This window comes from Pseudomonas sp. 32A, from assembly GCF_052682255.1.
Genome location: NZ_JBQYLY010000001.1, coordinates 2074222 through 2100224 on the forward strand (window position 1 = coordinate 2074222; position 26003 = coordinate 2100224).

A 26003-nucleotide genomic window follows, 5' to 3' on the forward strand; every position below is an offset into this window, starting at 1 on the left:
GCAGTGCGATGAATGGCAATACACTGTGGTTGATCGCCCGGCGTTTCGGCGCCGGGGCCGTGACCTTGTTGATCGTGTCCATGGTCGTGTTCGCGATCACGGCGGTGCTGCCGGGGGACGCGGCGCAGCAATCCCTCGGCCAGTTCGCGACCCCCGAACAGGTGGCGGCACTGCGCCTGAAGCTGGGGCTGGACCAGCCCGGTGTGTTGCGTTACCTGCACTGGTTGATGAGCCTGCTCACCGGCGACCTGGGTGTGTCGGTGTCCAACGCCATGCCGGTGGGTGAACTGATGGCGGGCCGGGTGCCCAACACCCTGATGCTGGCGGGCGCCACGGCGCTGGTCTCGGTGCCGGTGGCACTGGTACTGGGTATTGGCTCGGCGATGGGCCGGGGCGGGCGCATCGACAGCTGCCTGAGCTTTATTACCCTGGCGATGGTCGCGGTGCCGGAGTTTCTGGTGGCAACCCTGGCGGTGCTGATCTTCGCGGTCAACCTCGGCTGGTTGTCGGCGCTGTCTTACGCCAGCGACATCACCTCACCGCTGCAATTCATGCGTACCTATGCCTTGCCGGTGATGACGCTGTGCTGCGTGATCGTCGCGCAAATGGCACGCATGACCCGCGCCGCCGTGATCGACCAGCTCGACAGCCCCTACGTGGAAATGGCCCGACTCAAAGGCGTCAGCCCCATTCGTATTGTGCTGCGCCATGCCCTGCCCAATGCCATCGGGCCGATTGCCAATGCTATCGCCCTCAGCCTGTCCTACCTGTTGGGCGGGGTGGTGATCGTCGAAACCATCTTCAATTATCCCGGCATTGCCAGCTTGATGGTCGATGCCGTGACCAACCGTGACATGGCGCTGGTGCAGGCGTGCACCATGTTGTTCTGCGCGGCCTACCTGGGGTTGGTGCTGATCGCCGACCTGTGCGCAATCCTGTCCAATCCGAGGCTGAGAAACCAATGAACCCGCTCATTGCGAAATCCAAGCCTGTGTCCTCCGCGCTGGCCCTCGCCAAGGTTTCCAGCGGCCCGTCCTGGCTGGGGCTGGTGGGCGCCGTAGTGTGCGTCGCCTGGTTGCTGGTGGCGCTGTTCGGCCCCTGGCTGGCGCCACACCCGGTGGGTGAAGTGGTGTCCGACAACATCTTCGAAGGCTTCAGCCTTACTCATCCGTTCGGCACCGACTACCTGGGGCGCGACATGCTCAGCCGGGTATTGGTGGGCGCGCGATTCACCGTCGGGCTGGCGCTGGTGGCGGCGCTGTTGGCCAGCACCTTCGGCACCGGGTGTGCGCTGCTCTCCGTGGTCTCGCCCAAGTGGCTGGACGAGATCATCAGCCGCATCATGGATGCCTTTATCTCGATCCCAAGCAAAATGCTTGCGCTGATCATGGTCTCGGCATTTGGCTCGTCAGTGACGCTGCTGATCTGCACGGCGGTTATCAGTTACATCCCGGGCTCGTTCCGCGTTGCCCGCAGCATGGCGGTCAATATCGAGGCCCTGGAGTACGTGCAGGTTGCGCGCACTCGCGGCGAAGGCCGGTTGTACGTGGCGTGCATGGAAATCCTGCCGAATATGCTCAACCCGGTATTGACCGACCTGGGCCTGCGTTTCGGCTACATCGTGCTGTTGCTCAGCGGCATGAGTTTTCTCGGCCTCGGTGTGCAACCGCCAGACGCCGACCTCGGCTCGCTGGTGCGCGAAAACATCGGCGGCCTCAATCAGGGCGCGCTGGCCATCATCATTCCGGCGCTGGCCATTGGCACACTGACCATTGGTGTGAATCTGCTGATCGACTACCTGTCATCACGCCGTAGCCGACGCACGGGAGGCCATTGAAATGACCCAATTGATTCGCGTCGAAGACCTGCGTGTCGTTGCTGGAGACGAGCGCGGCGAGGTGGAAATCGTCAAAGGCGTGAGCTTTTCCCTTGAAAAAGGTGAAGTGCTGGCGTTGATCGGTGAGTCCGGCTCGGGCAAGACCACCATCGCCCTGGCGTTGCTCGGCTATGCACGGCGTGGCTGTCGCCTGTCCGGCGGGGTGGTACAGGTCGGTGAACACGACATGCTCGCCTTGAGCGAAAAACAGCTGCAGGGCCTGCGCGGCAATCGCGTGTCCTATATCGCCCAAAGCGCCGCAGCGGCTTTCAACCCGGCCAAGAAACTCATCGACCAAGTGGTGGAAGGCGCGTTGATTCATGGCCTGGGCACCCGGGTCGAGCTGGAAGCCAAGGCCATCGGCTTGTTTCGCGACCTGGCCTTGCCCAATCCCGAGCGCATTGGCCGGCGCTACCCGCACCAGGTCTCCGGCGGGCAACTGCAACGGGTGATGGCGGCGATGGCGCTGATCAGCGACCCGGTGCTGGTCGTACTCGACGAGCCGACCACGGCGCTGGACGTGACCACCCAGATCGACGTGCTGCGCGCCTTCAAACGGGTGGTGCGTGAGCGCGGCGCCACGGCCGTTTACGTGTCCCATGACTTGGCGGTGGTCGCGCAAATGGCCGACCAGATCGTAGTGCTCAATGGCGGGCAGATTCTCGAGCAAAGCGCCACGGCGCCGCTGCTCAAGGCGCCGGCCCACGAGTACACCCGCAGCCTGCTGGCTGCGGCGCGGCCAGACACCACCATCCGCCCGCCCAGCGGGATTGCCGAAGACGTGCCACTGCTGACCATCAGCGGCCTCACCGCCGGTTACGGCAACAAAAACATGCACGGCATGCCGTCAATTCGGGTGCTCGAAGACATCGATCTCACGGTGCGCCGTGGCCAGGCCATCGGCGTGATCGGCGAGTCGGGCTCCGGGAAGTCCACGTTGGCGCGGGTGGTGGCCGGGCTGTTGACCCCGGCCCTCGGCGGCCTGACCTTCGACGGACAACCCTTGGGCGGCAGCCTCGCCGAGCGTAGCCCGGAGCAGTTTCGCCGTATCCAGATGGTGTTCCAGAACGCCGACACCGCGCTCAACCCGATGCACAGCGTGGCGGCCATCCTCAGCCGCCCGCTGAAGATGTATTTCGGCCTCAAGGGCGCTGCCTTGAAGGCGCGCGTCGGTGAGTTGCTGGACTTGGTGCGCCTGCCGCGCACCTTGGCCGAACGTCGTCCCAACGAGCTGTCCGGCGGGCAAAAGCAGCGGGTCAACCTGGCCCGTGCGCTGGCGGCCAAGCCCGACCTGATCCTGTGTGATGAAGTGACCTCGGCCCTCGACACGGTGGTGGGCGCGGCGATCCTCGAACTGCTGCGCGACCTGCGTCAGCAACTGGGGGTGTCGTACCTGTTTATCAGCCATGACATCTCCACCGTGCGTGCGTTGTGCGATGACATTGTGGTGATGTACAGCGGCCACAAGGTGCAGGCCGGCAACCGCCAGTCGTTTGCCGAGCCACCGTTCCACCCCTACACCGACCTGCTGATTCACTCGGTGCCCGAGTTGCGCCAGGGCTGGCTGGAAACCTGCGGCACCACGTGCGAAACGCTGCCAGCGATTGGCGAGCGGGCCAACGTGTCGGAACTGTGCACCTTCCTCAATCGCTGCCCGGTACGCGTTGACGGCCTGTGCAACCGCACTGCGCCGAGTCGCCGAGCCCTCGACAACGGCGGTGAAATCCTTTGCCACCACGACAGCGCCCAGTTGCTGAATACCCAGCGGGGCGTCACCACCACCAGCTTGGGAGCCTATGCATGAAGGGGCGTTTTGTGAGGTTGGCCGAACAGGGCCGGCCGACGGTCAGCCTGACCGTGGATGGTGCAGCCATCGAGGCCTTGCAGGGCGACACCCTGATGGTGGCGCTGTTGACCCAGGGCAACGCGCTGCGCCAGTCGGAATTCGACAGCGGGCGCCGCGCCGGTTTCTGCCTGATGGGCGCGTGCCAGGATTGCTGGGTATGGACCCGCAGCGGCGAACGCCTGCGTGCCTGCTCCAATGAAGTCCGTGACGGACTGGACATCGTTACCACACAACCGGAGGCGACATGGCCACTGCACGGGTAGTTATTGTGGGCGCCGGACCTGCCGGGGTGCGCTGCGCCGAAACCCTGTTGGCGGCGGGTATCAAGCCGATCCTGATTGATGAAAACCGCCGTGACGGTGGCCAGATCTACCGCCGCCAGCCCGACGGGTTCACCCGCGACTACACCACCCTGTACGGCAGCGAGGCCGCCAAGGCCCAGGACCTGCACCAGAGTTTCGATCGCCTGCGCGGTGCCATTGACTACCGCCCCGACACCCTGGTGTGGAACCTGACGCCGGGGCAACTGTGCTGCGTGAGCCAGGGGCGCCATACCACCGTGGAGTATGACGCGCTGATCCTGTGCACCGGCGCCACTGACCGCTTGATGCCCGTCGAGGGTTGGCAATTGGCGGGCACCTATAGCTTGGGCGGGGCGCAGATCGCCTTGAAAAACCAGGCCGTGTCCATCGGCCATCGCGTGGTGTTCATGGGCAGCGGGCCGTTGCTGTACCTGGTTGCCAGCCAGTACGTGAAGGCGGGCGCCGAGGTGGCGGCCGTGCTCGATACCTCGCCACTGAGCCTGCGCCTGAAGGCCATGCCCAAACTATTGGCGCGGCCTGGCCTGCTGTTCACCGGGATCAAGCTGCTGGCGCAACTGTACCGCGCCAAGGTGGCGGTGCACCTGGGGATCAAGCCGCTGCAAGTCATGGGCGACGCCGCCAAGGGTGTGATGGGCGTGCGGTTCACCACGGGCAGTGGTCGGGACGTCACGGTGCAGGCCGATGCCGTTGCGCTGGGTTATCACCTGCGCCCCGAGACGCAATTGGGCGATCTGGCCGGGTGCGCCATGGCGTTTGATCAGGCCTCCAGCCAATGGTGGCTGGCCACCGACGACGCCGGACGCACCTCGGTGAAGGGCGTGTACGCGGCCGGTGACGGTTCGAAGATTCGCGGCGCGGATGCCGCCGAGCACGCCGGGCGCCTGGTGGCGTTGGCACTGCTGGAAGACCTGCAGCAACCGGTGGACACCGGCTTGCGTGATGAACAACAACAGGCCTTGGCAGTGATGGACCAGTTCCGCCTCGGCCTGGCCCAGGCGTTCCCTTGGCCCAGTGAACAGGCCAGGGCCTTGCCAGACAGCGCCATCGTGTGCCGCTGCGAGATGATCAGCGCCGGCGAGTTGCGCCGCACGGTGAAGGAGAAGGGCGCCTGCGAGGTCAATCGCGCCAAGGCGTTCAGCCGCGTGGGCATGGGCCGTTGCCAGGGGCGTTATTGCTCCCAGGCCGGGGCTGAAGTGATCGCCGCCGCTGCCGGCGTGCAGGTCCAAGAGGTGGGTCGCCAGCGCGGCCAGGCGCCGGTCAAACCCTTGTCGATGCTGATCACCGAGGAGGTGCCTTCATGAGTGTACAAAAAGCCGATGTAGTGATTGTCGGTGGCGGCGTGATGGGCTCGGCGACCGCGTTTTTTCTGCGGCGTCGCGGGCTGTCGGTGATCCTGCTGGAGCGCGACCAGATCGGCCAGTACGCCAGTGGCGTCAACTTCGGCAACGTGCGCCGGCAAGGACGCTTCCTTGGTCAACTGGCCCTGGCCAACCGCTCCTGGGCGCTGTGGAAGCGCCTGCCGGAACTGATCGATGATGACCTGGAGTTCATTCCCAGTGGCCACATGCGCGTGTGTTACCGCGAAGACGAAATCGCCGAGCTGGAAGCTTATGCGGCCGCGCCGGAAGCTGAACAGCTGGACCTGAAAATTTATCGCGGTGCCGAGCTGCATCGACGTTTCGGCTTCCTCGGTCCCGACGTCAAGGGCGGCTCCTATGCGCCTCACGATGGCCACGCCAACCCGCGCCTGGCCGCTCCGGCGTTTGCCCGGGCTGCACGACGCCTGGGGGCGCAGATTGAAGAACGCGCTGAAGTCGCCGAGGTGCAGAAGGTCGGCGCCGACTTTCATATCACCACCACCGACGGCCGCCAGTTCCACGCCGCGCAACTGTTGATCACCGCCGGCGCCTGGGGTCAGAAACTCTCGGCGCAGTTCGGCGAACCGGTACCGCTGGAAACCCACGGCCCGCAAATGGCGGTGACCGAGCCGGTGCCCTATGCATTGCCGACGGTGATCGGCGTCTACACCAAGATCCCGGAAGAAGTGATCTACTTCCGCCAGATCCCCCGGGGCAATATCGTCATCGGCGGCGGTTACCGCAGCAAGCCGGACATGCTCAACCGCCGCGCCTATGTGGAACCGCGCAGCATCCTCAACCAGGTCAGCCAGATGCGCCGCCTGCTGCCGGGCGTGGGTAACCTGAATATCATCCGAGTGTGGAGTGGCATCGAAGGCTACCTGCCGGACTCGCTGCCGGTGATGGGCGCCAGCGGCACCGTCGACGGCCTGTTTTATGCGTTCGGTTTTTGCGGCCACGGCTTCCAGCTCGGCCCGGGCGTCGGCGATGTCATGGCCGAACTGCTTGGCACCGGAAGCACCAGTACCCCGATCGAACCGTTCTCCATCACCCGGTTCGCCCCACCTGCCGAGCAACGGAGCCAAGCCTCATGAAACCCCGGGTTCTCGAGATTCTCAAACAGTTGATGGCTTTCGACACCGTGTCGTCGGAGTCGAACATGGCCTTGATTGAATATGTGCGCGACCTGCTGCTGAGCAAGGGCATCGAGTCGCTGATCGTCAAAGACCAGAGCGGCAAGAAGGCCAACCTGTTCGCCAGCACCGGGCCCAAGGAACATCCCGGGGTGTTGCTGTCCGGGCACACCGACGTGGTGCCTGCGGCGGGGCAGGCCTGGACCTTTCCCGCCTTCGCCGCCACCGTGCAGGACGGGCGCATCTATGGGCGCGGCAGTTGCGACATGAAGGGCTTTATCGCCCTGGCCATCGACGCGATGCTGGAGGCCGCCGACCACAGCCTGAACCGCCCGCTGCAACTGGCGCTGTCCCATGACGAAGAGATCGGTTGCGTCGGTGTGCGACGCTTGCTCGACGTGCTGCACCTGGCGCCGGTGCGGCCGTTTCTGTGCGTGATCGGAGAGCCGACCAATATGCAGTTCGTGCTGGGCCACAAGGGCAAGGGCTCTTACCGCACGTATTGCCGGGGCCAGGAGGCCCATTCGTCCCTGGCGCCACGTTCGGTCAATGCAATTCATGTAGCGTGCGACTTTATCGCTGCCCTGCGCGAGAGCCAGCAGCAGCTGCAACGCCACGGCGCGCAGGACAGCGACTACGACGTGCCCTACAGCACCGTGCATGTGGGGCAGATTGTCGGCGGCAAGGCGCTGAATATCGTGCCTAACCTGTGCACCCTGGATTTCGAAGTGCGCAACCTGCCTGCCGACGATCTGGACCAATTCCTGGAGCAGATGCGCGAGCGCGCTGAAGTGATCGTGCGCGAGGCACAGAAGTTGTCCAGCGTGGCGGCCATCGAAATCGAAACCGTCAATGTGTATCCCGGTCTCGACACCCACCCCAGCGTCGAAGCCGTGCGTTTTCTCAAGCAATTCGCCGCGCCAGGCACCGGCACTTCCAAGGTCTCGTTCGGTACCGAGGGCGGTCTGTTCAAGCAGCGCCTGGATGTGCCGGTAGTGGTGTGCGGGCCGGGTTCGATCGAGCAGGCGCACAAGCCCGACGAGTTTATCGAGATCAGCCAGATGGACGCCGGCGAGCGCTTTTTGCAAGGTTTGCTGGGTTCGCTTACGGCCTAGCAGAGCCTGCCGTCCTGGGGGCAATTTCAGCACGGGACGCTGCTTAAGCTGCGCTTTCGGCATCCTGATTCGCGGCACCTCCCTAGACTGGAGCGTGTCTCGGATCAGGACTCGACCATGCTCAAGAATCGCTTGCAAGACCCCAGCCTCCTGGCTGAACTCGCCTATGTGGATGGCCAGTGGATCGCTGCCGACAGCGGCGCCATTCTGGACATCCGCGACCCCGCCACCGGCCATTTGCTCGCTCAAGTTCCGGCCATGGACGGGGTGGATACCCGTCGTGCCATTGAAGCCGCCGAACGTGCCTGGCCCGCCTGGCGTGCACGCCCGGCCGCCGAGCGTGCGGCGCTGCTGGAGCGCTGGTACCAGGCGATGATCGACAACCTTGATGACCTGGCGCTGATCATGACTTGCGAGCAGGGCAAGCCGCTGAACGAAGCCCGCGGCGAAGTGCGCTACGGGGCCGGTTTCGTCAAATGGTTCGCCGAGGAAGCCCGCCGGGTCTACGGCGAAACCATGCCCGCGCCCAGTGGCGACCGCCGCCTGCTGACCCTCAAGCAACCCGTGGGCGTGTGCGCCGCCATTACCCCGTGGAATTTCCCCAACGCGATGATCACCCGCAAATGTGCGCCTGCGCTGGCCGCCGGGTGCCCGATCATCGTCAAACCGTCGGACCTCACGCCACTGTCGGCCCTGGCCCTGGCGGTGCTGGCCGAGCGCGTCGGCATTCCGGCCGGGGTGTTCAATGTGATCACCGGCTTGCCCGCCGGTGTTGGTGAGGAGCTGACCGGCAACCCGGCGGTGCGCAAGATTTCCTTCACCGGCTCCACGGCTGTCGGGCGCCTGTTGATGCGCCAGAGCGCCGAGCACATCAAGCGTCTGAGCCTGGAGCTGGGGGGCAATGCGCCCTTTATCGTGTTCGACGACGCCGACCTGGAACAGGCGGTGGCCGGGGTGATGCTCAGCAAGTTCCGCAATGCCGGGCAAACCTGCGTGTGCGCCAACCGCATCCTGGTACAGGCCGGTATCTACGCGCGTTTCGCCGCACGGCTGGTGGAAGAGGTAGGCAAGCTCAAGGTCGGTAACGGTCTGGAGGAGGGCGTGACCATCGGCCCGCTGATCAACCCGGCGGCGGTGAATAAGGTCGCACGGCATATCGACGATGCTTTGAGCCAGGGCGCGAACCTGTTGTGTGGCGCGATCCCCACGGGTGACAGCCAGTTCGTGCAGCCCACGGTGCTGGGTGACACCCACGCCGGCATGTTGCTGGCCAATGAAGAAACCTTCGGCCCGGTGGCACCGCTGATGCGCTTTACGGATGAAGCCGAGGCGCTGGCCCTGGCCAATGCCACGCCGTATGGCCTGGGCGCCTATTATTTCACCCAGGACTTGCAGCGCTCGTGGCGTTTTGGCGAAGCGTTGGAGTTCGGCATGGTCGGGCTCAACACCGGGATCATCTCCATGGAAGTGGCGCCGTTTGGCGGTATCAAACAATCGGGCCTGGGGCGCGAGGGCAGCAAGTACGGCCTGGACGAATACCTTGAAGTCAAAGCCTTCCATATCGGCGGCTTGAACTGAATTTTTGCGAGGCACGCACCATGAGCAAGGCATTCAGAATCGCCGCGATTGCCGGCGATGGTATCGGCAAGGAAGTGTTGCCCGAAGGGCTGCGGGTACTGCAACAGGCCGCCAGGATCTGGGACCTGAACCTGAGCATCGAAGTGCTCGACTGGGCCCACTGCGATTACTACCTGGAACACGGGCAGATGATGCCCGAGGACTGGTTTGAGCAGCTCAAGGGGTTTGATGCGATCTACTTTGGCGCCGTGGGGTGGCCGGACACAGTCCCGGACCATGTTTCCCTGTGGGGTTCGTTGCTCAAGTTCCGCCGCGACTTCGACCAGTACGTGAACATCCGCCCGGTGCGACTGTTTCCCGGGGTACCGTGCCCACTGGCCGGGCGCGAGCCGGGGGACATCGATTTTGTGGTGATCCGCGAAAATACCGAGGGCGAATATTCCTCGGTGGGCGGCAAGATGTTCGAGGGCACCGAGCATGAATTCGTGCTGCAGGAGTCGGTATTCACCCGGCGCGGCGTCGACCGCATCCTCAAGTTCGCCTTCGACCTGGCCCAGTCCCGCCCGCGCAAGAAACTCACGGCGGCGACCAAGTCCAACGGCATTTCCATCAGCATGCCTTACTGGGATGAGCGCACCGCATTGATGGCCGCCTACTACCCCGAAGTGAGTTGGGACAAGCAGCACATCGACATATTGTGCGCGCGGTTTGTGCTGCAACCGGACCGGTTTGATGTGGTGGTGGCTTCGAACCTGTTCGGCGACATCCTCTCCGACCTCGGGCCGGCGTGCGCCGGGACGATCGGTATTGCGCCGTCGGCCAACCTCGACCCCGAGCGACGCTTTCCGTCGTTGTTCGAGCCGGTGCACGGCTCGGCGCCGGATATTTACGGGCAGAACATTGCGAATCCCATAGCGATGATCTGGTCGGGGGCGTTGATGCTGGATTTCCTTGGCAACGGGGATGAGCGGTATCGGGCGGCCCATGACGGAATCTTGCACGCGATTGAGTCGGTGATTGCCGAGGGCGTGGTGACGCCAGATCTGGGCGGGAAGTGCTCTACTCAGGATGTCGGGCTGGCGATTGCCCAAAGGCTCCCGATCTAAAGCGCGCACGGTCAAAAAAAGTGGGAGCGGGCTTGCTCGCGAATGCAGGGGTTCAGTTGAAATATCTTTGTCTGACACCCCGCATTCGGCTGATTTGGCGCGGGGCACGGTGTCGGAGAGTTACACAGGTTTTCTGTGGGAGCTGTCGAGCTTTAGCGAGGCTGCGATGACGTCGGCACAGTCGACATTGATGGTGCCTGACCCACCGCTATCGCGGCCTCGCTAAGGCTCGACGGCTCCCACATTGGGTCTTGGTCAGTCGCCAAAATGCGGGGTGCCAGCTTGGCCATCTGCGCGCCGGCGCCTAATTGCATCTGTTAGGCAGGTTTTCTGTGGGAGCTGTCGAGCTTTAGCGAGGCTGCGATGACGTCGGCACAGTCGACATTGATGGTGCCTGACCCACCGCCATCGCGGCCTCGCTAAGGCTCGACGGCTCCCACATTGGGTCTTTGTCAGCCGCCAAATTGCGGGGTGTCAGCTTGGCCATCTGCGCGTCGGAGGCTAATTGCATCAGTTACGCAGGTTTTTTGTGGGAGCTGTCGAGCTTTAGCGAGGCTGCGATGACGCCGGCACAGTCGACATTGAGGGTGCCTGACCCACCGCTATCGCGGCCTCGCTGAAGCTCGACGGCTCCCACATTGGGTCTTGGTCAACCGCCAAACTGCGGGGTGCCAGCTTGGCCATCTGCGCGCCGGCGCCTAATTGCATCTGTTAGGCAGGTTTTCTGTGGGAGCTGTCGAGCTTTAGCGAGGCTGCGATGACGTCGGCACAGTCGACATTGATGGTGCCTGACCCACCGCTATCGCGGCCTCGCTAAGGCTCGACGGCTCCCACATTGGGTCTTGGTCAGTCGCCAAATTGCGGGGTGCCAGCTTGGCCATCTGCGCGCCGGCGCCTAATTGCGTCAGTTACTCAGGTTTTCTGTGGGAGCTGTCGAGCTTTAGCGAGGCTGCGATGTGGTCGGCACAGTCGACATTGATGGTGCCTGACCCACCGCTATCGCGGCCTCGCTGAAGCTCGACGGCTCCCACATTGGGTCTTGGTCAACCGCCAAACTGCAGGGTGTCAGCTTGGCCATCTGCACGCCGGCGCCTAATTGCATCAGTTAGGCTGGTTTTCTGTGGGAGCTGTCGAGCTTTAGCGAGGCTGCGATGACGTCGGCACAGGCGGCATTGATGGTGCCTGACCCACCGCCATCGCGGCCTCGCTAAGGCTCGACGGCTCCCACATTGGTTCTTTGTCAGCCGCCAAACTGCAGGGTGTCAGCTTGGTCATCTGCACGCCGGCGCCTAATTGCATCGGTTACACAGGTTTTCTGTGGGAGCTGTCGAGCTTTAGCGAGGCTGCGATGACGTCGGCACAGGCGGCATTGATGGTGCCTGACCCACCGCCATCGCGGCCTCGCTAAGGCTCGACGGCTCCCACATTGGGTCTTGGTCAGTCGCCAAATTGCGGGGTGCCAGCTTGGCCATCTGCGCGCCGGCGCCTAATTGCGTCAGTTACTCAGGTTTTCTGTGGGAGCTGTCGAGCTTTAGCGAGGCTGCGATGTGGTCGGCACAGTCGACATTGATGGTGCCTGACCCACCGCCATCGCGGCCTCGCTAAGGCTCGACGGCTCCCACATTGGTTCTTTGTCAGCCGCCAAACTGCAGGGTGTCAGCTTGGTCATCTGCACGCCGGCGCCTAATTGCATCGGTTACACAGGTTTTCTGTGGGAGCTGTCGAGCTTTCAGCGATCGTTCCCACGTTCTACGTGGGAATGCATCCTGTGACGCTCCGCGTCACCACTGCGCAAGACTTGAACCGTGCGCTGCTCGTTGGACGCAGAGCGTCCGGGGCTGCATTCCCACGCAGAGCGTGGGAACGATCACGTCAAGACAGGTGCTCCCGCATTTGGATCTCCACGCGTCAATAACCCTTGCGCCGATCCACTTCACCCACCATCTGTTCCCCACGTTCATACCGCCGGATATTCTCCAGCAACACCCCAAACGCACTCGTCGGTTGGGTCATCGCTGCGATATGGGGCGTCAGCACAATCTGCGGGTGATCCCAGAATGGATGATTCGCCGGCGCGGGTTCCTCCTGCAGCACATCCAGCACCGCGCCGCTCAGTTGCCCACTGCCCAATGCCTCCAGCAAGTCTTCCTCCACCAGGTGCCCGCCACGCCCCATGTTGATCAGCGCCGCCCCACGCGGTAACTGCGCAAACAGCTGGCGGTCGAGAATGCCTTGGGTCTGCTCGGTCAACGGCAGCACACACAACAGAATGTCGCACTGGCTGAGAAACGTCGGCAGTTGGTGTTCACCGGCGTAGCAGTCCACACCTGGCAACTGATGAGCACTGCGCGCCCAGCCCGACAGCGCAAACCCCAACGGCGCCAACGTTGCCAGAATCTGCTGGGCCTGGGTGCCCAGGCCCATCACGCCGACCCTGCGATTCACGGCCGGCTGCAATAGGTGCGCCTGCCAGCAACGCGCTGCTTGCTGCTGGCGATAGCGCAACATATCGCGGTGCAGGCTGAGCACCGCCCAACTGGCGTACTCGCACATGCCGCGGGTGATGCCGGGGTCGAGCAGGCGCACCACGGGCAGGTCGGGCGGCAGGCGGGAGAGGTCCAGTTGGTCGACCCCGGCCGACAAGGCAAACAGCACTTTCAGGTTGGGCAGTACTTGCATGAGGTTGTCGGGCGCCTGCCAGGCGGCCAGGTAGTCCACCTCTTCGGCATTACCGATGTCGGGCCAGGCGCGCCATTCGATCTGCGGCGCGTGTTCGGCGAACAGTGCCTGCCAATGTTGGCCGCGCACCGGGTCAGCTTTGTAGAGCAAGGCCATGGGCATTTCCTGCAGGGTTCGGGTAGCCCTCATCATCCCCCAAGCCCGGCGCAGGATCTGTTGAAAGGTGGGGGCAAAACAGTCGATCCGAATTTCTCACGGGCCAAGTTCGGCGTAGTTGGTTGCCCGCAAGCCTTACTCTGAACCGCATCGCAACCACTTTCCGGTTGCTGCATTCACGATGGGAACTGCCATGAATAGCAAGGTCGACGAAACCCCTCATTTGCTGCGTCAGCGCGATCAATTCGTTCCCCGTGGCCTGGTGACCGCTCACCCGTTGGTGATCGACCGTGCCCAGGGCGCCGAGTTGTGGGACGTGGATGGCAAGCGTTACCTGGACTTCGTCGGCGGGATCGGCGTGCTGAACATCGGGCATAACCATCCCAAGGTGGTGGCTGCGGTGCAGGCCCAGTTGCAGAAGGTCTCCCACGCCTGCTTCCAGGTGGTGGCCTACCAGCCTTACCTCGACCTGGCACAGCGGCTGTGCGAAATGGTCGGCGGGCAGGAAGCCTATAAGGCCGCGTTTTTCACCTCCGGCGCCGAGGCCGTGGAAAATGCGGTGAAGATTGCCCGCGCCCACACCAATCGTTCGGCGGTGATCGCCTTTCGGGGCGGCTTCCATGGTCGCACGCTGCTTGGCACCACGCTGACCGGTATGAGCCAACCCTACAAACAGAACTTCGGGCCGTTTGCACCGGAGGTGTTCCACACGCCGTATCCGAATGCGTATCGCGGGGTGACCAGCGAGCTGGCACTCAAAGCCCTGGATGAACTGCTGGCGACCCAAGTGGCGCCGGAGAGGATCGCGGCAATCATCATCGAGCCGGTGCAGGGCGACGGCGGTTTCCTTGCCGCGCCTGCGGAGTTTCTCCAGGCGCTGCGTGCGTTGGCTGACAAGCACGGCATCGTGTTGATCCTGGATGAGATCCAGACCGGTTTTGGCCGTACCGGGACCTGGTTCGGCTTCCAACACGCCGGCATCCAGCCAGACCTGGTCACCGTGGCCAAGAGCCTGGCCGGCGGCTTGCCATTGTCCGGTGTGGTCGGCAAGGCGCACATCATGGATGCGCCGTTGCCCGGCGGCCTGGGCGGCACCTACGGCGGTAATGCGTTGGCGTGCGCGGCGGCGCTGGCGGTGATCAGCGCGTTCGAGCAGGAGCAATTGCTCGAACGCGGCCAACGGCTGGGCGAACGCCTGCGCCAGGGCCTGCTCGGTTTGCAGGCGCGCTACCCGCGTATCGGCGATGTGCGCGGCACCGGCTTCATGTTGGCGATCGAACTGATTCAGGATGACCCGGCGCGCACGCCGGACGCCGACCTCAACCAACGGCTGATCGATGAAGCCCGCGCCGGCGGGTTGCTGGTGATCAAATGCGGCGTGCATCGCAACGTGCTGCGCTTTCTCGCGCCGCTGGTGACGACCGAGGCCCAGGTCGACGAAGCCTTGCAGATACTCGACGGCGCTTTGGCACGGGTCTTGAACTGAGCCTGTGCTTGTTCAGGGTGGACTGCATCATTGGAGACTTGACCCCACATGGGACTGACAGATTATCGAGCGTTGCTGATCGATTGCGATGAAGTGCTGGTGGACCGCGACTCGGGTGTGTTGGCCGCCTTGCAGCCGCTGCTCGACAGCCGTGGCGGGCAACCGCCCAGGGAGCAGGTACTGGCCGAGTACAACACGGTGGTCGCGAATCTCTACCCGCGCTTCGCCGAGTTGGGCTTCAGTGGCCTGCTGTGTTTCGCCCACCGCCAACTCGCCGAACGCTGGGGGCTCCACGCCAGTTGGGAGGAGGGCATGAGCTTTGCCCGCAGCGCCGGCAGTTGGGCGCTGTTCGAGGATGCGCCGGGGGCTATGCTGTATTTGCGCAAGTTCTATCGGTTACTGGTGCGTGGCGACCGTGACGCGGAGGATCGTGGTGTGTTGTGTGAGCGGCTGGGTATTGCACCGGAAGATTTCATTTCCCTGGCCGATGACCTGCAATGGCTCAGCGCGCAAGCGGAGGATGTGCAACCGGTGCTGCATGTGACACGACCGTCGGTCGCGGCGCACGGGGTGCTGGACCGCTGTTTGATCGGCCGCCAGCGGCCCCGGAAGCCTTCGCCGTGCGCAGCGGAGTACTGTATCAGCAGCATGGCGGATCTGGTGGCTCAGCATCAGCTGTCTTTACGGCGCTGATTTTGCTAGAAGATTGTCTTACAAGCGGCAGTCAAGAGGTACGTAATGGAAGGGCAAGTGAAGCTGGACCGGATCGATATCAGTATTCTGGTTGAACTGCAAAAGGACGGCCGGATGACCAATGTCAGTCTCGCCGACGCCGTGGGCTTGTCTGCCAGCCCGTGTTTGCAACGGGTCAAGCGGTTGGAGTCAGCGGGGTATATCTCCAGCTACAAGGCGCACTTGAACCTGGCCAAGATTACCGATTCGGTCACGGTGTTCACCGAGATCACCCTCAGCGACCATAAGCGCGAAGACTTCGCCAAGTTCGAATCCAATATCCGCCTGGTAGACGAAGTGCTCGAATGCCACCTGATCAGTGGTGGTTACGACTACCTGGTGCGCTTCATGACCCGCAGCATCCAGCATTACCAGGAAGTGGTGGAGAGCCTGCTGGACAAGAACATTGGTATCTCCAAGTACTTCAGCTATATCGTCATCAAGTCGCCGGTGCTCAAGGACGGCGTGCCCCTGCGTAAACTGCTGCGCCATTGAAGTCGCCTGCACTGCTGATGAAGAGGCGGTGTGGGGGGATTGGCGTTGTACCTGAAATGGACACGTCCGTGCCTCGATGCTTCAAGCGTCAGCCAACTGAAACCGATAACCCACCCCATACAATGATTCGATGGGCGTCTCCCCAGGGCACGCCTGCTCCAGCTTGCGCCGCAGATTGCGAATATGGCTGTCCACCGTGCGGTCGGTGACCACGCGGTGGTCGGAGTAGATTTTGTCGAGCAGTTGGTCACGGGAAAATACCCGCCCAGCGGAACGTGCGAAGGTGCTGAGCAGCCTCAGCTCCAGGGGCGTGAGGTCAAGTGCGACACCGTCGAGTGAGGCGCGATACTGCGTTTCGTCGATCACCAATCGCTGCCGCGTACTGACCAGCAATTGGGGGCCACGCCGCAGGATGGCCTTGACCCTGGCAACCACTTCGCGGGGGCTGAAAGGCTTGCAGATGTAGTCGTCGGCGCCCAGGTCCAGACCCAGCAGGCGGTCCACTTCTTCGACGCGGGCGGTGATCATGACGATGGGGACCGAGCTGAACTCGCGTAGGTCCTGGCACACTTGCATACCGTCACGCCCAGGCAGCATCAGGTCGAGCAGGATCAGGCGCGGTGCCTGGGCGCGCACGGTTGGCACCACCTGCAAACCGTTGTCGAGGCACAAGGTCGGGTAGCCTGCGGCGATCAGATAATCCTGCATCAATGCGGCCAGCTTCGGTTCGTCTTCAACGATCAGGATCGGGCTTGCGTCGCTCATGGGTCAGATATTCCTTGGCAGGCGGAGGGTCAGCCAAAGGCCTCCGAGGGGGGAGTGAGCGGCGCTGAGGCCGCCGCCGTGGGCGAGGGCGATGCTTTGACAAATCGCCAGCCCCAGGCCGGCCCCGCCACTGGCACGGTTGCGCGACGACTCGCCGCGATAGAAGCGCTCGAACAGGCGCGGCAACTGCTCGGCCGAAACCCCAGGGCCTGAGTCTAGGAAGTCGATGCACACATCGGCGTGATCCGGGAAAGCACGGATGCGTATGACGCCCTCCGGATCGGTATAGCGCACCGCGTTTTCCAACAGGTTGGAAAACAATTGCTTCAAACGATTGGCGTCGGCCAACATTTCCAGGGGCTCAGGCGGCAGGTCCAGTTCGATGCGCAAGTGGCGTGCGGTCAAGCGTTCCTGGAACATCGATACGCTGCTTTTCAGCAGTTGATCCAGCGCACACGAGTGCTTGCGATAGGTCAGCGCGCCCACATCCGCCAGCGAAAGCTCATAGAGGTCATCCACCAGTTTGCTGAGCATGCTGACCTCACCTTGCAAGGACTTCATCGAGCCTTGGTTCAGGGTGCGTACACCGTCTTCGATGGCTTCCAGCTCGCCGCGCAATACCGACAGCGGGGTGCGCAACTCGTGGGACACGTCGGCCATGAATTCGCGACGCATCTGCTCATTGCGCTCCAGGGTGTAGGCGAGCTGGTTGAAGTCACGGGCCAATTGGCCTACCTCGTCATTGGAGGCCACTGCCACCCGACTGCTGTAATCGCCGCTGGCCAGGCGGTGAGTCGCCGCAGCCACCCGCTTGACCGGTTCCAACAGTGTGCGGGCGATCCACCAGGCAATCAGCATTGCCAGCAACAGCGAAAAGGCGCCCATGACCAGGCTGGTGCGTAACTGATATTGCTGGAACCGTTCGCCGCCGGCTTCGGTCACGCTCTGGAACGGGGTCACGGCCAGCCAGCCAACGGTTTCACCGGCCACGACAATCGGGCGTAACAGGGCGTCGTTACCGATATCCGGGTAACCGTTCACGCGTTTCTTGTGTTTATCCAGCAAGGCGATGCGAAACAGGGCGCCCGTCAGGTCCGAGGCCAGGGGCGTGCGCAAGTCGTTCTTCGCCGGATCTTCACCGAGTTCGGGCCGCATGATGTCGAACCAACGGTCCGGCTGGTTGCGCAGGAATTCCCAATTGCCTTCCCGCGCGTAGGCACTGGCCAGGCGCGGCAGCACCGGCGCCATGCGGTCCAGTGCCTGTTCATTGAGATAGCCGAGAAAGCCCCGCCCAAAACTCCAGCTGGTCGCCAAGCCCATGCTCAGGATGACCAGCAGCACGCCGGCCAGTACCGCAATAAACAGCTTGGTGGAGATACTCAACTTCATGGAGGTGGGCCGTCAGGAATGGATTGGACCATTTAGGCCCTGGCGAACAAAAGATTCAACCCGGCCGGGCAATCTTCAATTTTCCTGCACATTTGCCTCGCAGGATGGCGCTGACTCAAGCCATCCCGTCTTGCAGAGGCAGCTATGTCGACGAAAATAATCGCCAAATTCCTGGTCACCGCCGCGGTGCTCCTGTCCTTGATCACTCTGGTCATGCTGGGCGGCTGCTTCGGCGGCGAGCAAGCACCTGCTGCGATCACCCCCAAAGTCTCGGTGATCAGCATAAAACCCCAGAGCCAAGTGCTGACCACCGAGCTTGCGGGCCGCACCCAGGCCTTTATGGTGGCGCAGATTCGTCCGCAGGTCAGCGGCATCGTCCAGCAGCGGTTGTTTGTCGAGGGGGCGGATATCAAGGTCGGGCAAGCGCTGTACCAATTGGATGCGGCGTCCTATACCGCAGCCCTGGCGCAGTCCAGGGCGAGTCTGGCCAAGTACCGCGCCACGCTTAAGTCGGCGCAGGCCACTGCTAAACGCGACGCCGAACTGGTGAAAATCAATGCCATCAGTCAACAGGATAATGAGGACGCGCAGGCGACCTTGCTGACCGCCGCTGCCGACGTGCAAGTTGCCGAGGCAGAAGTCGAAACCGCACGGATCAACCTGGCCTACACGCGTATTACCTCGCCGGTCAGCGGACGGATTGAAACCTCCACCGTGACCCCAGGGGCGCTGGTGGTGGCCAATCAGGACAGCGCATTGACCACGGTGCAGCAACTCGATCCGATCTACGTGGATGTCACCCAGTCGACTACGCAATTGCTGCGGCTCAAGCGTGACCTGGCCAGCGGCGCCTTGCAGTCCAATGGCGAAGGGCAGGCCCGGGTCAGCCTGAAACTGGACGATGGCACCACCTACAACCAAGAGGGCCGGCTCAAGGTCAGCGGTGTGAGTGTCAGCGAGGGCACGGGCACCGTCACCCTGCGTGCTGAATTCGCCAACCCGGACCACCTGCTGCTACCGGGCATGTACGTACGTGCGGTGCTGGAACAGGCGCGCGATGACCAGGCCATTCTGGTGCCGCAGAAAGCGGTAAACCGCAGCGCCAGTGGTGTGACCACCGCGTTGCTGGTGGTCGACGGCAAGGTCGAACAACGTGAGCTGACCATCGATCGCGCGGTGGGGAATCAGTGGTGGGTCACGGCAGGCCTGCAGGCGGGTGACCAGTTGATCGTCGAAGGCGGGCAAAAAGTCCGTGCCGGCGCCGCCGTTCAAGTGCAGGACGCCAGTGCTCAGGCGGCCACACCCCTCACCCCCGCGAAGGAGGGTTGAACGTGGCGCATTTTTTTATTGATCGACCGATTTTCGCCTGGGTGATCGCCATCGTGATCATGCTCGGTGGCAGCCTGTCCATCAACCAGTTACCGCTGGAGCAATACCCGGACATCGCACCGCCCACGGTCAAGATTTCCGCCACCTACATCGGGGCTTCGGCCAAGACCGTGGAAGACTCGGTGACCCAGGTCATCGAACAGCAGATGAAAGGCCTGGATAACCTGACCTATATGTCGGCCACCAGCAGTTCGGCCGGCAGCGCCAGCATCAGTTTGACCTTTACCGCCGGGACCGACCCGGATGTTGCCCAGATGCAGGTACAGAACAAGCTGCAACAAGCCGAATCGCGATTGCCGCAGTCGGTACAAAGCCAGGGTCTGACCGTGACCAAGGGCGGCTCGGACTTCTTGATGATCGTCGCCCTGGCATCGGATGACCCCAGTGTCACCGGCACCCAGATCGGCGACTACATTTCCACCACCTTGCTGGACTCCATCAGCCGAATAGACGGCGTGGGCGATGTGCAGACGTTGGGATCGGGCTACGCCATGCGCATCTGGCTGGATCCCGCCCTGTTGGAAAAGTACGCGTTGATGCCTTCGGACATCAGCAGTGCCCTGGAAGCGCAGAACACTGAAGTTTCCGCGGGGCAGCTCGGCGCGTTGCCGGCGATCAAGGGGCAACAGTTGAACGCCACGATCAGCGCCCGCAGCAAACTGCAGACCGTCGAAGAGTTTCGCAATGTCGTCGTCAAGTCCAGCAGTGATGGGGCTGTCGTTCTGCTGGGCGACGTCGCGACCCTGGAGTTGGGCAGTGAAAGCTACGACATCAGTTCTGCCCTCAACGGCAAACCCGCCGCAGCCATGGGGGTGCAACTGGCGGCTGGTGCCAATGCGCTGAATGTCGGCGAGGCGGTCAAGGCCAAGCTTAAAGAGATGGAACCGTTCTACCCGATGGAAATGCAGCTTAAAAACGTGATTGCCTACGACACCACGCCGTTTGTCAGCCTGTCCATCGAGGAAGTGGTCAAGGCCCTGGGCGAGGCCATCGTGCTGGTGGTGTTGATCATGTTCCTGTTCCTGCAAAGCCTGCGGGCAACGCTGATACCGGCGATTACCGTGCCGGTGGTGCTGTTGGGCACGTTCGGTGTGCTGGCGCTGTTCGGCTATTCGATCAACACCTTGACCATGTTTGCCATGGTCCTGGCGATCGGTTTGCTGGTGGACGACGCCATTGTGGTGGTGGAAAACGTCGAGCGGTTGATGGGCGAGGGGCTGTCGCCCGTGGCTGCCACGCGGCAATCGATGAGTGAAATCAGTAGCGCACTGGTCGGTATCACCCTGGTGCTGAGCGCAGTGTTTATTCCCATGGCGTTTTTCGGTGGTTCCACCGGGATTATCTATCGGCAGTTTTCGGTGACCATTGTCTCGGCCATGGTCCTGTCGGTGTTGGTGGCGATGACCCTGACACCCGCGCTCTGCGCGTCGTTGCTCAAGGCGCGCGGCGGCCAGGCGCATACGGCTCAGCGCGGGTTCTTCGGCTGGTTCAACCGCACCTTTGAACGTGCCAGTGCCGGTTATGAGCGCTGGGTAGGGGCGGTGTTGCGGCGTTGGGCGCGCAGTCTGCTGATCTACGGCGTGGTGCTGGTGGTCATGGCGGTGGGGTACGTGAGCCTGGCCACGTCGTTCCTGCCGGATGAAGACCAGGGGATCCTCCTGGCACAGATCCAGTTACCGGTCGGCGCGACGGACAGCCGCACACAGGCCGTGATCAAACAGTTCGAAGACTACATCCTGAAACAGCCCGAAGTCGAAGCGATGATCAGCATCAGCGGGCTGGGCATGGGCGGCAATAGCCAGAATACCGCGCGGGCGTTTATCCGCCTCAAGGACTGGACCGAGCGTGGTGGCACCGGCCAGGATGCGGCCGCCATTGCTCAGCGGGCGACCATGGCGCTGTCGAGCATCGGTGACGCGGATGCTTTCGTCATGCAGCCTCCGACCGTGCGCGGCCTGGGCCAGAGCTCGGGGTTCGACCTGCAACTCAAGGACCTCGGTGGCCTGGGCCATGATGCATTAGTGGCGGCCCGCGAGCAGTTCCTGGAGCTGGCCAGAAAAGATCCACGCCTGCTCGGAGTGCGCAGCAACGGCCTGGACGATGCGCCGCAGCTCAAGGTCAGCATTGACGACCGCAAGGCGGGGGCCTTGAGCTTGAGTACCAGTGACATCAACACCACATTGTCGACGGCGCTTGGCGGTACTTACGTAAACGACTTCCTCAACCAGGGCCGGGTGAAAAAAGTCTATGTACAGGGCCAGGCAAACTCGCGCATGCAGGCGGCGGACCTTGATCACTGGTTTGTGCGCAACAGCAACAATGAAATGGTGCCGTTCTCGTCCTTTGCCAGCAGTTCCTGGAGCTATGGCTCGCCATTGCTGGAGCGCTACAACGGCAGCGCCTCCCTGGAAATCGTGGGTGATCCGGCGCCAGGGGTGAGCTCCGGGGATGCGATGAACGCGGTGGAAGCGATTGTCCGGCAATTGCCCCAGGGTATCGGCTACGAGTGGACCGGGCAGTCCTATCAACTGCGCCTGTCGGGATCCCAGGCGCCGCTGCTCTACGGCATCTCCGTGTTGTTTGTATTCCTGTGCCTGGCCGCGCTCTATGAGAGTTGGTCGGTGCCGTTTTCGGTGATCCTGGTGGTGCCCCTGGGGGTGATCGGTGCAGTGCTGGCGACCCGTGTCGCCGGGTTGAGCAACGACGTGTATTTCCAGGTCGGGCTGTTGACCACCGTGGGCCTGGCCGCGAAAAACGCGATCCTGATCGTTGAATTTGCCAAGCACTTGCAAGAGCAGGGCAACAGCGTGATCGACGCGACGTTGATCGCCGTGCGCCAACGCCTGCGGCCGATCCTGATGACGTCCCTGGCGTTCATGTTCGGCGTGTTGCCGTTGGCCTTGAGTACGGGCGCAGGCTCCGCCGGGCGCCAGGCCATCGGGACCGGGGTGCTGGGCGGCATGTTCAGCGCGACGGTGCTGGGAATTTTCTTTGTGCCGCTGTTTTTCGTGCTGATCCGCCGCCGTTTTGGCCGCGTGCACAGCGCTAACCAATCTGCCCCGACAGGTGATGCATGATCAAGTCACACTGGCCGTTGCTGGCCGCCCTGGTCCTGGGCGGCTGCGTCAACCTGGCACCGCAGTATGAGCGTCCCGATGCACCGGTGTCCGAGCAATGGCTGCCAGCAGCCAGCCTGCCAAAAGGGCAGGCTGGGGTTGATATCAAATGGCAGCAGTTCTTTACCGACAGCCGCCTGGCGCAGTTGCAGGCGTTGGCGCTGGCCAATAACCGCGACTTGCGTTTGGCCAGCCTGAACGTTGAGAAGGCCCAGGCGCAGTACCGCATCAAGCGTGCAGACCTGTTTCCCACTATCGACGCGAGCGTCAGCGGCACCCATAGCCGTACACCGGGGGCGCTGTCCAACTCCGGCGCGGCGGCCACCACTCACGATTACAGCGCTCAATTGGGGCTGAGCAGTTATGAGCTGGACGTGTTTGGCCGGGTTCGCAACCTCCGGGATGAGGCGCTGGAAGACTACCTGGCGCTGACGGAAACCCGGCGCAGCACGCAAATCAGTCTGGTGGCCGAAGTGGCCACGGCCTGGCTGACCCTGGCCGCCGACAACGAACGGCTGCTGCTGGCCCAGGAAACCTTGACCAGCCAGTTGGCCACCTACGACCTGACCCGGCGCAGCTACACCTTGGGCGGCTCCTCCGCGTTGTCCGTGGCGCAAGCCCAGACCACGGTCGAGTCGGCACGGGGCGATGTGGCGTCCTACGAGAGCCAGATCCTGCAGGACCGCAATGCCTTGCGCCTGTTGGTCGGCAGTGATGTGCCCGAGGCGCTCTTGCCGGGGACGCACCTGGAGTCGGCGGCGGTGCTGGTGGAGATTCCGGCGGGCCTGCCCTCCAGCTTGCTGCAACAACGCCCGGACGTGCTCTCGGCCGAACATACGCTCAAGTCTGCCAACCTCGATATTGGCGCGGCCCGTGCGGCGTTTTACCCGAGCATCAGCCTGACCGCCAACGCCGGCTCGTCCAGTGCGGCATTGGCCGGCCTGTTCAAGTCCGGCAGCGGTGCCTGGACCTTTGCCCCGAGCATCAGCGTGCCGATTTTTGACGGTGGGAGTAACCGCGCGACCCTGGATTCGGCCAAGGTAGAACGCGAGATTCAGGTGCAGACCTATCAGCAAACCCTGCAGACCGCATTCCGCGAAGTGGCCGATGCGTTGGCGGTGCGCAGCACCCTGGATCGCCGTATCGCCGCGCAACAGGCGCTGACCGACGCCAGCCGCAAAAGCTTCGAACTCTCGGATGCCTTGTATCGGGGTGGGTCGCAAAGCTACCTCGAAGCGCTGGATGCGCAACGCTCGCTCTACAGCGCACAGCAGGACCTGATCACGCTGCGCCTGACCGAGCAGAGTAACCGCATCACGTTGTACAAAGTGCTGGGGGGCGGTTGGAATTAATGGCCCTGCCACGTGCACACATCACCGCAGCGAAGGAACGGCTTGCGCGCATCAAATCAGATGACTTCTTTCAGTGGGGAATAACCATGTGTGCCTTTCGTTCCAGTGTAAGCCGTTGCGTCCAGGTGCTTGCCTGCGCCTGTTTCATCACGCTTTCACCGCCTTCCCGTGCGGATTCCGACGCAGATCCGTGGGAAGGTATCAACCGCCCGGTTTTCTCATTCAACGACACGTTGGATACCTATGCACTGAAACCACTCGCCCAAGCCTATCAATTCGTCACTCCCCGGGTTGCTCAAGACGGCATTCATCATTTTTTCAATAATCTGGGGGAGGTCAAAAATCTGTCCAACAACTTACTTCAAGCCAAGTTTCATAGTGCCGGCGTGGATACGAGTCGTTTTTTGCTCAACAGCACGATTGGCCTGGCGGGGGTGTTTGACGTCGCGACGCCCATGGGGCTGCAACGCAGTGACGAAGACTTCGGTCAAACCCTCGGTTACTGGGGGGTAAGTAGCGGCCCTTACCTGGTACTGCCGCTCCTGGGGCCGAGCACACTGCGCGATGCGCCCGCCATCCTTCCCGATGCCTACGCCAATCCGGTTCGCTACATCGGCGACGTTCCTACCCGTAATAGCCTTTACGGCGTGAGCCTGATCGACGGACGTGCTCAATATCTGACTTCCGAAAAGCTTATTACGGGCGATAAGTACAACTTCATTCGAAGTGCCTATCTGCAAACCCGAACGTTCAAGATCAAGGGCGGAGCCGTAAAGGACGACTTTTGATCGGCACGTGACCCACTGCGTCGTGCCCCTGCTGATTTAGATCAGGTGCCGGAATACGGCGCTGATAGAGTCAGCGAGGAGCTCACACACCTTCACATTGCTGGTAGCAGGTGATTCAGTCTAGAACTCCGTCACAACGGTTACGCCGGCAGTCTCGAAGCGATCCATGTTCATCAACGCATCGATGGACTGCTCCAGGCTGATGGTTTTACCCACGAGTTTTTCCGGGGCCAGTTTTCCGCTGGTGATCATCTGGATCATCGCGTCATAACGATGGGCTTGCATGCCGTGGCTACCGTAGATCTCAAGCTCGTGCGCGATGACCTTGCTCATGGGGATTGCCGGCGTGGCGTGGTCGGCGAGCATCAGCCCCACCTGGACGTGTTTGCCTCGACGGCGCAGGTTATTGATGGAGTTGAAGCACGTGGTGGGATGGCCCAATGCATCCAGCGATACGTGGGCGCCACCCTGGGTGATTTCCAGCACGGCTTCGGTGACGTCCGCAACGTCTTGTGCGTTCACGGTTGCAACGGCACCGAGCGCGCGTGCCAGCTCGAGCTTTTCCTGCGAGATATCAATGGCGATGACGTTCGCGCCGAGGGCCTGGGCGATCATCACGGCGGACAGGCCCACGCCTCCGCAGCCATGCACCGCGACCCACTGTCCGGCGCTGACTTTGCCTTGGTCAACGACAGCGCGGAATGAGGTGGCGAAGCGGCAGCCCAGGCTCGCAGCGGTAGCGAAGTCCATGCTCTGCGGGAGTTCGACGAGGTTCAGGTCGGCCTGGTGGATGCCGACGTACTCGGCAAACGAACCCCAATGAGTGAAGCCCGGTTGAAACTGGGTGGTGCAGACTTGCTGGTTACCGCTGTTGCACTCGGGACACGCGCCACACCCACCCACAAAAGGCACCGTCACACGGTCGCCGACCTTCCACCGGGTGACGTCCCTGCCAACCTCCGCCACGATGCCGGCAAGCTCATGCCCGGGAACATGGGGCAGCTGGATGTCCGGATCATGCCCCTTCCAACCGTGCCAGTCGCTGCGGCAAACGCCCGTGCCGCGCACCTGTATGACCACGCCGTGCCGTTCCGGCGTCGGGTCTTCGATGTTCATCAGGCGCGGCGGTTGGGAAAAGGCTTCGTAGACAACTGCTTTCATGAAAGTCACCTCTACTTGGATAGACACTGCGCTGTATTCGATTGATCTCGTGGGCGGGGTGATGCTCGAACCTGTCGCTGTGGGAATTGAAGACCACGCATCGTTTTCCGCTGGCCGAGCTCCTGAGTATCTGAGGGCCTTGTCCAGGCACATTAAGTAC

The 26003-nt window shown here is 62.6% G+C and carries 20 protein-coding genes; 16 read left to right on the top strand and 4 right to left on the bottom strand.

Going from position 1 to position 26003, the window contains the following annotated elements; all coding sequences use genetic code 11:
* Positions 1-8: 8 nt before the first annotated feature.
* From ACUN0G_RS09620 to ACUN0G_RS09660, 9 genes are all read left to right on the top strand, one after another.
* The gene (locus tag ACUN0G_RS09620) at positions 9-965 is read left to right on the top strand and encodes an ABC transporter permease (RefSeq protein WP_017478859.1); all 957 of its coding nucleotides are present in this window, start codon (positions 9-11) and stop codon (positions 963-965) included.
* Positions 962-1837: an ABC transporter permease gene (locus tag ACUN0G_RS09625; RefSeq protein WP_258344740.1), complete on the top strand. Its 876-nt coding sequence runs from the start codon at positions 962-964 to the stop codon at positions 1835-1837. Before ACUN0G_RS09620 ends, ACUN0G_RS09625 begins: the two co-directional genes overlap by 4 nt.
* A gap of 1 nt (position 1838) precedes the next feature.
* A complete protein-coding gene (locus ACUN0G_RS09630) occupies positions 1839-3680 on the top strand; it encodes an ABC transporter ATP-binding protein (RefSeq protein WP_445573207.1) in 1842 nt (613 codons plus the stop codon).
* Positions 3677-3985, top strand: a complete 309-nt coding sequence (locus ACUN0G_RS09635; protein ID WP_076014590.1) for a (2Fe-2S)-binding protein — start codon at positions 3677-3679, stop codon at positions 3983-3985. Before ACUN0G_RS09630 ends, ACUN0G_RS09635 begins: the two co-directional genes overlap by 4 nt.
* Positions 3967-5346, top strand: a complete 1380-nt coding sequence (locus ACUN0G_RS09640) for an FAD-dependent oxidoreductase (protein WP_445573208.1) — start codon at positions 3967-3969, stop codon at positions 5344-5346. The genes ACUN0G_RS09635 and ACUN0G_RS09640 overlap by 19 nt, the downstream gene beginning before the upstream one ends.
* The gene (locus tag ACUN0G_RS09645) at positions 5343-6497 is read left to right on the top strand and encodes an NAD(P)/FAD-dependent oxidoreductase (protein ID WP_445573209.1); all 1155 of its coding nucleotides are present in this window, start codon (positions 5343-5345) and stop codon (positions 6495-6497) included. Before ACUN0G_RS09640 ends, ACUN0G_RS09645 begins: the two co-directional genes overlap by 4 nt.
* On the top strand, positions 6494-7651 hold the full coding sequence (argE, locus tag ACUN0G_RS09650) for an acetylornithine deacetylase (RefSeq protein WP_445573210.1): 1158 nt from the start codon (positions 6494-6496) through the stop codon (positions 7649-7651). Before ACUN0G_RS09645 ends, argE begins: the two co-directional genes overlap by 4 nt.
* A gap of 117 nt (positions 7652-7768) precedes the next feature.
* A complete protein-coding gene (locus ACUN0G_RS09655; RefSeq protein ID WP_445573211.1) occupies positions 7769-9229 on the top strand; it encodes an NAD-dependent succinate-semialdehyde dehydrogenase in 1461 nt (486 codons plus the stop codon).
* 20 nt (positions 9230-9249) lie between these two features.
* Positions 9250-10335: a tartrate dehydrogenase gene (locus ACUN0G_RS09660; protein ID WP_445573212.1), complete on the top strand. Its 1086-nt coding sequence runs from the start codon at positions 9250-9252 to the stop codon at positions 10333-10335.
* A gap of 1908 nt (positions 10336-12243) precedes the next feature.
* Here ACUN0G_RS09660 and ACUN0G_RS09665 read toward each other — a convergent pair.
* Positions 12244-13170: a 2-hydroxyacid dehydrogenase gene (locus ACUN0G_RS09665; RefSeq protein ID WP_445573213.1), complete on the bottom strand. Its 927-nt coding sequence runs from the start codon at positions 13168-13170 to the stop codon at positions 12244-12246.
* Positions 13171-13363: 193 nt separating this feature from the next.
* Between ACUN0G_RS09665 and gabT the strand changes: the two genes are divergently transcribed.
* Genes gabT through ACUN0G_RS09680 form a run of 3 tightly spaced genes read left to right on the top strand, consistent with a single transcriptional unit; the run spans position 13364 to position 15883 of the window.
* Positions 13364-14656, top strand: coding sequence for a 4-aminobutyrate--2-oxoglutarate transaminase (gabT, locus tag ACUN0G_RS09670; protein ID WP_445573214.1), 1293 nt, complete (start codon positions 13364-13366; stop codon positions 14654-14656).
* A gap of 48 nt (positions 14657-14704) precedes the next feature.
* The gene (locus tag ACUN0G_RS09675) at positions 14705-15349 is read left to right on the top strand and encodes a 2-haloalkanoic acid dehalogenase (RefSeq protein ID WP_445573215.1); all 645 of its coding nucleotides are present in this window, start codon (positions 14705-14707) and stop codon (positions 15347-15349) included.
* Positions 15350-15394: 45 nt separating this feature from the next.
* Positions 15395-15883 carry an Lrp/AsnC family transcriptional regulator gene (locus ACUN0G_RS09680; RefSeq protein WP_010449292.1) on the top strand — a complete coding sequence of 163 codons (489 nt, stop codon included), beginning with the start codon at positions 15395-15397 and terminating at the stop codon, positions 15881-15883.
* Positions 15884-15964: 81 nt separating this feature from the next.
* Here ACUN0G_RS09680 and ACUN0G_RS09685 read toward each other — a convergent pair whose 3' ends face one another.
* Both ACUN0G_RS09685 and baeS read right to left on the bottom strand, forming a co-directional pair.
* Positions 15965-16648: a response regulator gene (locus ACUN0G_RS09685; protein ID WP_445573216.1), complete on the bottom strand. Its 684-nt coding sequence runs from the start codon at positions 16646-16648 to the stop codon at positions 15965-15967.
* A gap of 3 nt (positions 16649-16651) precedes the next feature.
* Positions 16652-18037, bottom strand: a complete 1386-nt coding sequence (gene baeS / locus ACUN0G_RS09690; protein ID WP_445573217.1) for a sensor histidine kinase efflux regulator BaeS — start codon at positions 18035-18037, stop codon at positions 16652-16654.
* A 144-nt stretch (positions 18038-18181) separates the two neighbouring features.
* Between baeS and ACUN0G_RS09695 the strand changes: the two genes are divergently transcribed.
* The 4 genes from ACUN0G_RS09695 to ACUN0G_RS09710 all read left to right on the top strand — a co-directional run bounded on the left by ACUN0G_RS09695 (position 18182) and on the right by ACUN0G_RS09710 (position 24682).
* Positions 18182-19366 carry an efflux RND transporter periplasmic adaptor subunit gene (locus ACUN0G_RS09695; protein WP_445573218.1) on the top strand — a complete coding sequence of 395 codons (1185 nt, stop codon included), beginning with the start codon at positions 18182-18184 and terminating at the stop codon, positions 19364-19366.
* Positions 19367-19368: 2 nt separating this feature from the next.
* Positions 19369-22503 carry an efflux RND transporter permease subunit gene (locus tag ACUN0G_RS09700; protein ID WP_445573219.1) on the top strand — a complete coding sequence of 1045 codons (3135 nt, stop codon included), beginning with the start codon at positions 19369-19371 and terminating at the stop codon, positions 22501-22503.
* The gene (locus ACUN0G_RS09705; protein WP_445573220.1) at positions 22500-23894 is read left to right on the top strand and encodes an efflux transporter outer membrane subunit; all 1395 of its coding nucleotides are present in this window, start codon (positions 22500-22502) and stop codon (positions 23892-23894) included. The genes ACUN0G_RS09700 and ACUN0G_RS09705 overlap by 4 nt, the downstream gene beginning before the upstream one ends.
* An 86-nt stretch (positions 23895-23980) precedes the next feature.
* Positions 23981-24682 (top strand): MlaA family lipoprotein, encoded by a 702-nt coding sequence (locus ACUN0G_RS09710; protein ID WP_445575539.1) that lies wholly within the window; start codon positions 23981-23983, stop codon positions 24680-24682.
* Positions 24683-24802: 120 nt separating this feature from the next.
* Here ACUN0G_RS09710 and ACUN0G_RS09715 read toward each other — a convergent pair whose 3' ends face one another.
* Positions 24803-25843 (bottom strand): zinc-dependent alcohol dehydrogenase family protein, encoded by a 1041-nt coding sequence (locus ACUN0G_RS09715; protein WP_445573221.1) that lies wholly within the window; start codon positions 25841-25843, stop codon positions 24803-24805.
* Positions 25844-26003: the final 160 nt, after the last annotated feature.

Excerpts from the sequence above, each read along its gene's own strand:
- ACUN0G_RS09620 (WP_017478859.1), top strand. The coding sequence starts at position 9 with ATGAATGGCAATACACTGTGGTTGATCGCCCGGCGTTTCGGCGCCGGG.
- ACUN0G_RS09625 (WP_258344740.1), top strand. The coding sequence starts at position 962 with ATGAACCCGCTCATTGCGAAATCCAAGCCTGTGTCCTCCGCGCTGGCC.
- ACUN0G_RS09630 (WP_445573207.1), top strand. The coding sequence starts at position 1,839 with ATGACCCAATTGATTCGCGTCGAAGACCTGCGTGTCGTTGCTGGAGAC.
- ACUN0G_RS09635 (WP_076014590.1), top strand. The coding sequence starts at position 3,677 with ATGAAGGGGCGTTTTGTGAGGTTGGCCGAACAGGGCCGGCCGACGGTC.
- ACUN0G_RS09640 (WP_445573208.1), top strand. The coding sequence starts at position 3,967 with ATGGCCACTGCACGGGTAGTTATTGTGGGCGCCGGACCTGCCGGGGTG.
- ACUN0G_RS09645 (WP_445573209.1), top strand. The coding sequence starts at position 5,343 with ATGAGTGTACAAAAAGCCGATGTAGTGATTGTCGGTGGCGGCGTGATG.
- argE (WP_445573210.1), top strand. The coding sequence starts at position 6,494 with ATGAAACCCCGGGTTCTCGAGATTCTCAAACAGTTGATGGCTTTCGAC.
- ACUN0G_RS09655 (WP_445573211.1), top strand. The coding sequence starts at position 7,769 with ATGCTCAAGAATCGCTTGCAAGACCCCAGCCTCCTGGCTGAACTCGCC.
- ACUN0G_RS09660 (WP_445573212.1), top strand. The coding sequence starts at position 9,250 with ATGAGCAAGGCATTCAGAATCGCCGCGATTGCCGGCGATGGTATCGGC.
- ACUN0G_RS09665 (WP_445573213.1), bottom strand. The coding sequence starts at position 13,170 with ATGGCCTTGCTCTACAAAGCTGACCCGGTGCGCGGCCAACATTGGCAG.
- gabT (WP_445573214.1), top strand. The coding sequence starts at position 13,364 with ATGAATAGCAAGGTCGACGAAACCCCTCATTTGCTGCGTCAGCGCGAT.
- ACUN0G_RS09675 (WP_445573215.1), top strand. The coding sequence starts at position 14,705 with ATGGGACTGACAGATTATCGAGCGTTGCTGATCGATTGCGATGAAGTG.
- ACUN0G_RS09680 (WP_010449292.1), top strand. The coding sequence starts at position 15,395 with ATGGAAGGGCAAGTGAAGCTGGACCGGATCGATATCAGTATTCTGGTT.
- ACUN0G_RS09685 (WP_445573216.1), bottom strand. The coding sequence starts at position 16,648 with ATGAGCGACGCAAGCCCGATCCTGATCGTTGAAGACGAACCGAAGCTG.
- baeS (WP_445573217.1), bottom strand. The coding sequence starts at position 18,037 with ATGAAGTTGAGTATCTCCACCAAGCTGTTTATTGCGGTACTGGCCGGC.
- ACUN0G_RS09695 (WP_445573218.1), top strand. The coding sequence starts at position 18,182 with ATGTCGACGAAAATAATCGCCAAATTCCTGGTCACCGCCGCGGTGCTC.
- ACUN0G_RS09705 (WP_445573220.1), top strand. The coding sequence starts at position 22,500 with ATGATCAAGTCACACTGGCCGTTGCTGGCCGCCCTGGTCCTGGGCGGC.
- ACUN0G_RS09710 (WP_445575539.1), top strand. The coding sequence starts at position 23,981 with ATGTGTGCCTTTCGTTCCAGTGTAAGCCGTTGCGTCCAGGTGCTTGCC.
- ACUN0G_RS09715 (WP_445573221.1), bottom strand. The coding sequence starts at position 25,843 with ATGAAAGCAGTTGTCTACGAAGCCTTTTCCCAACCGCCGCGCCTGATG.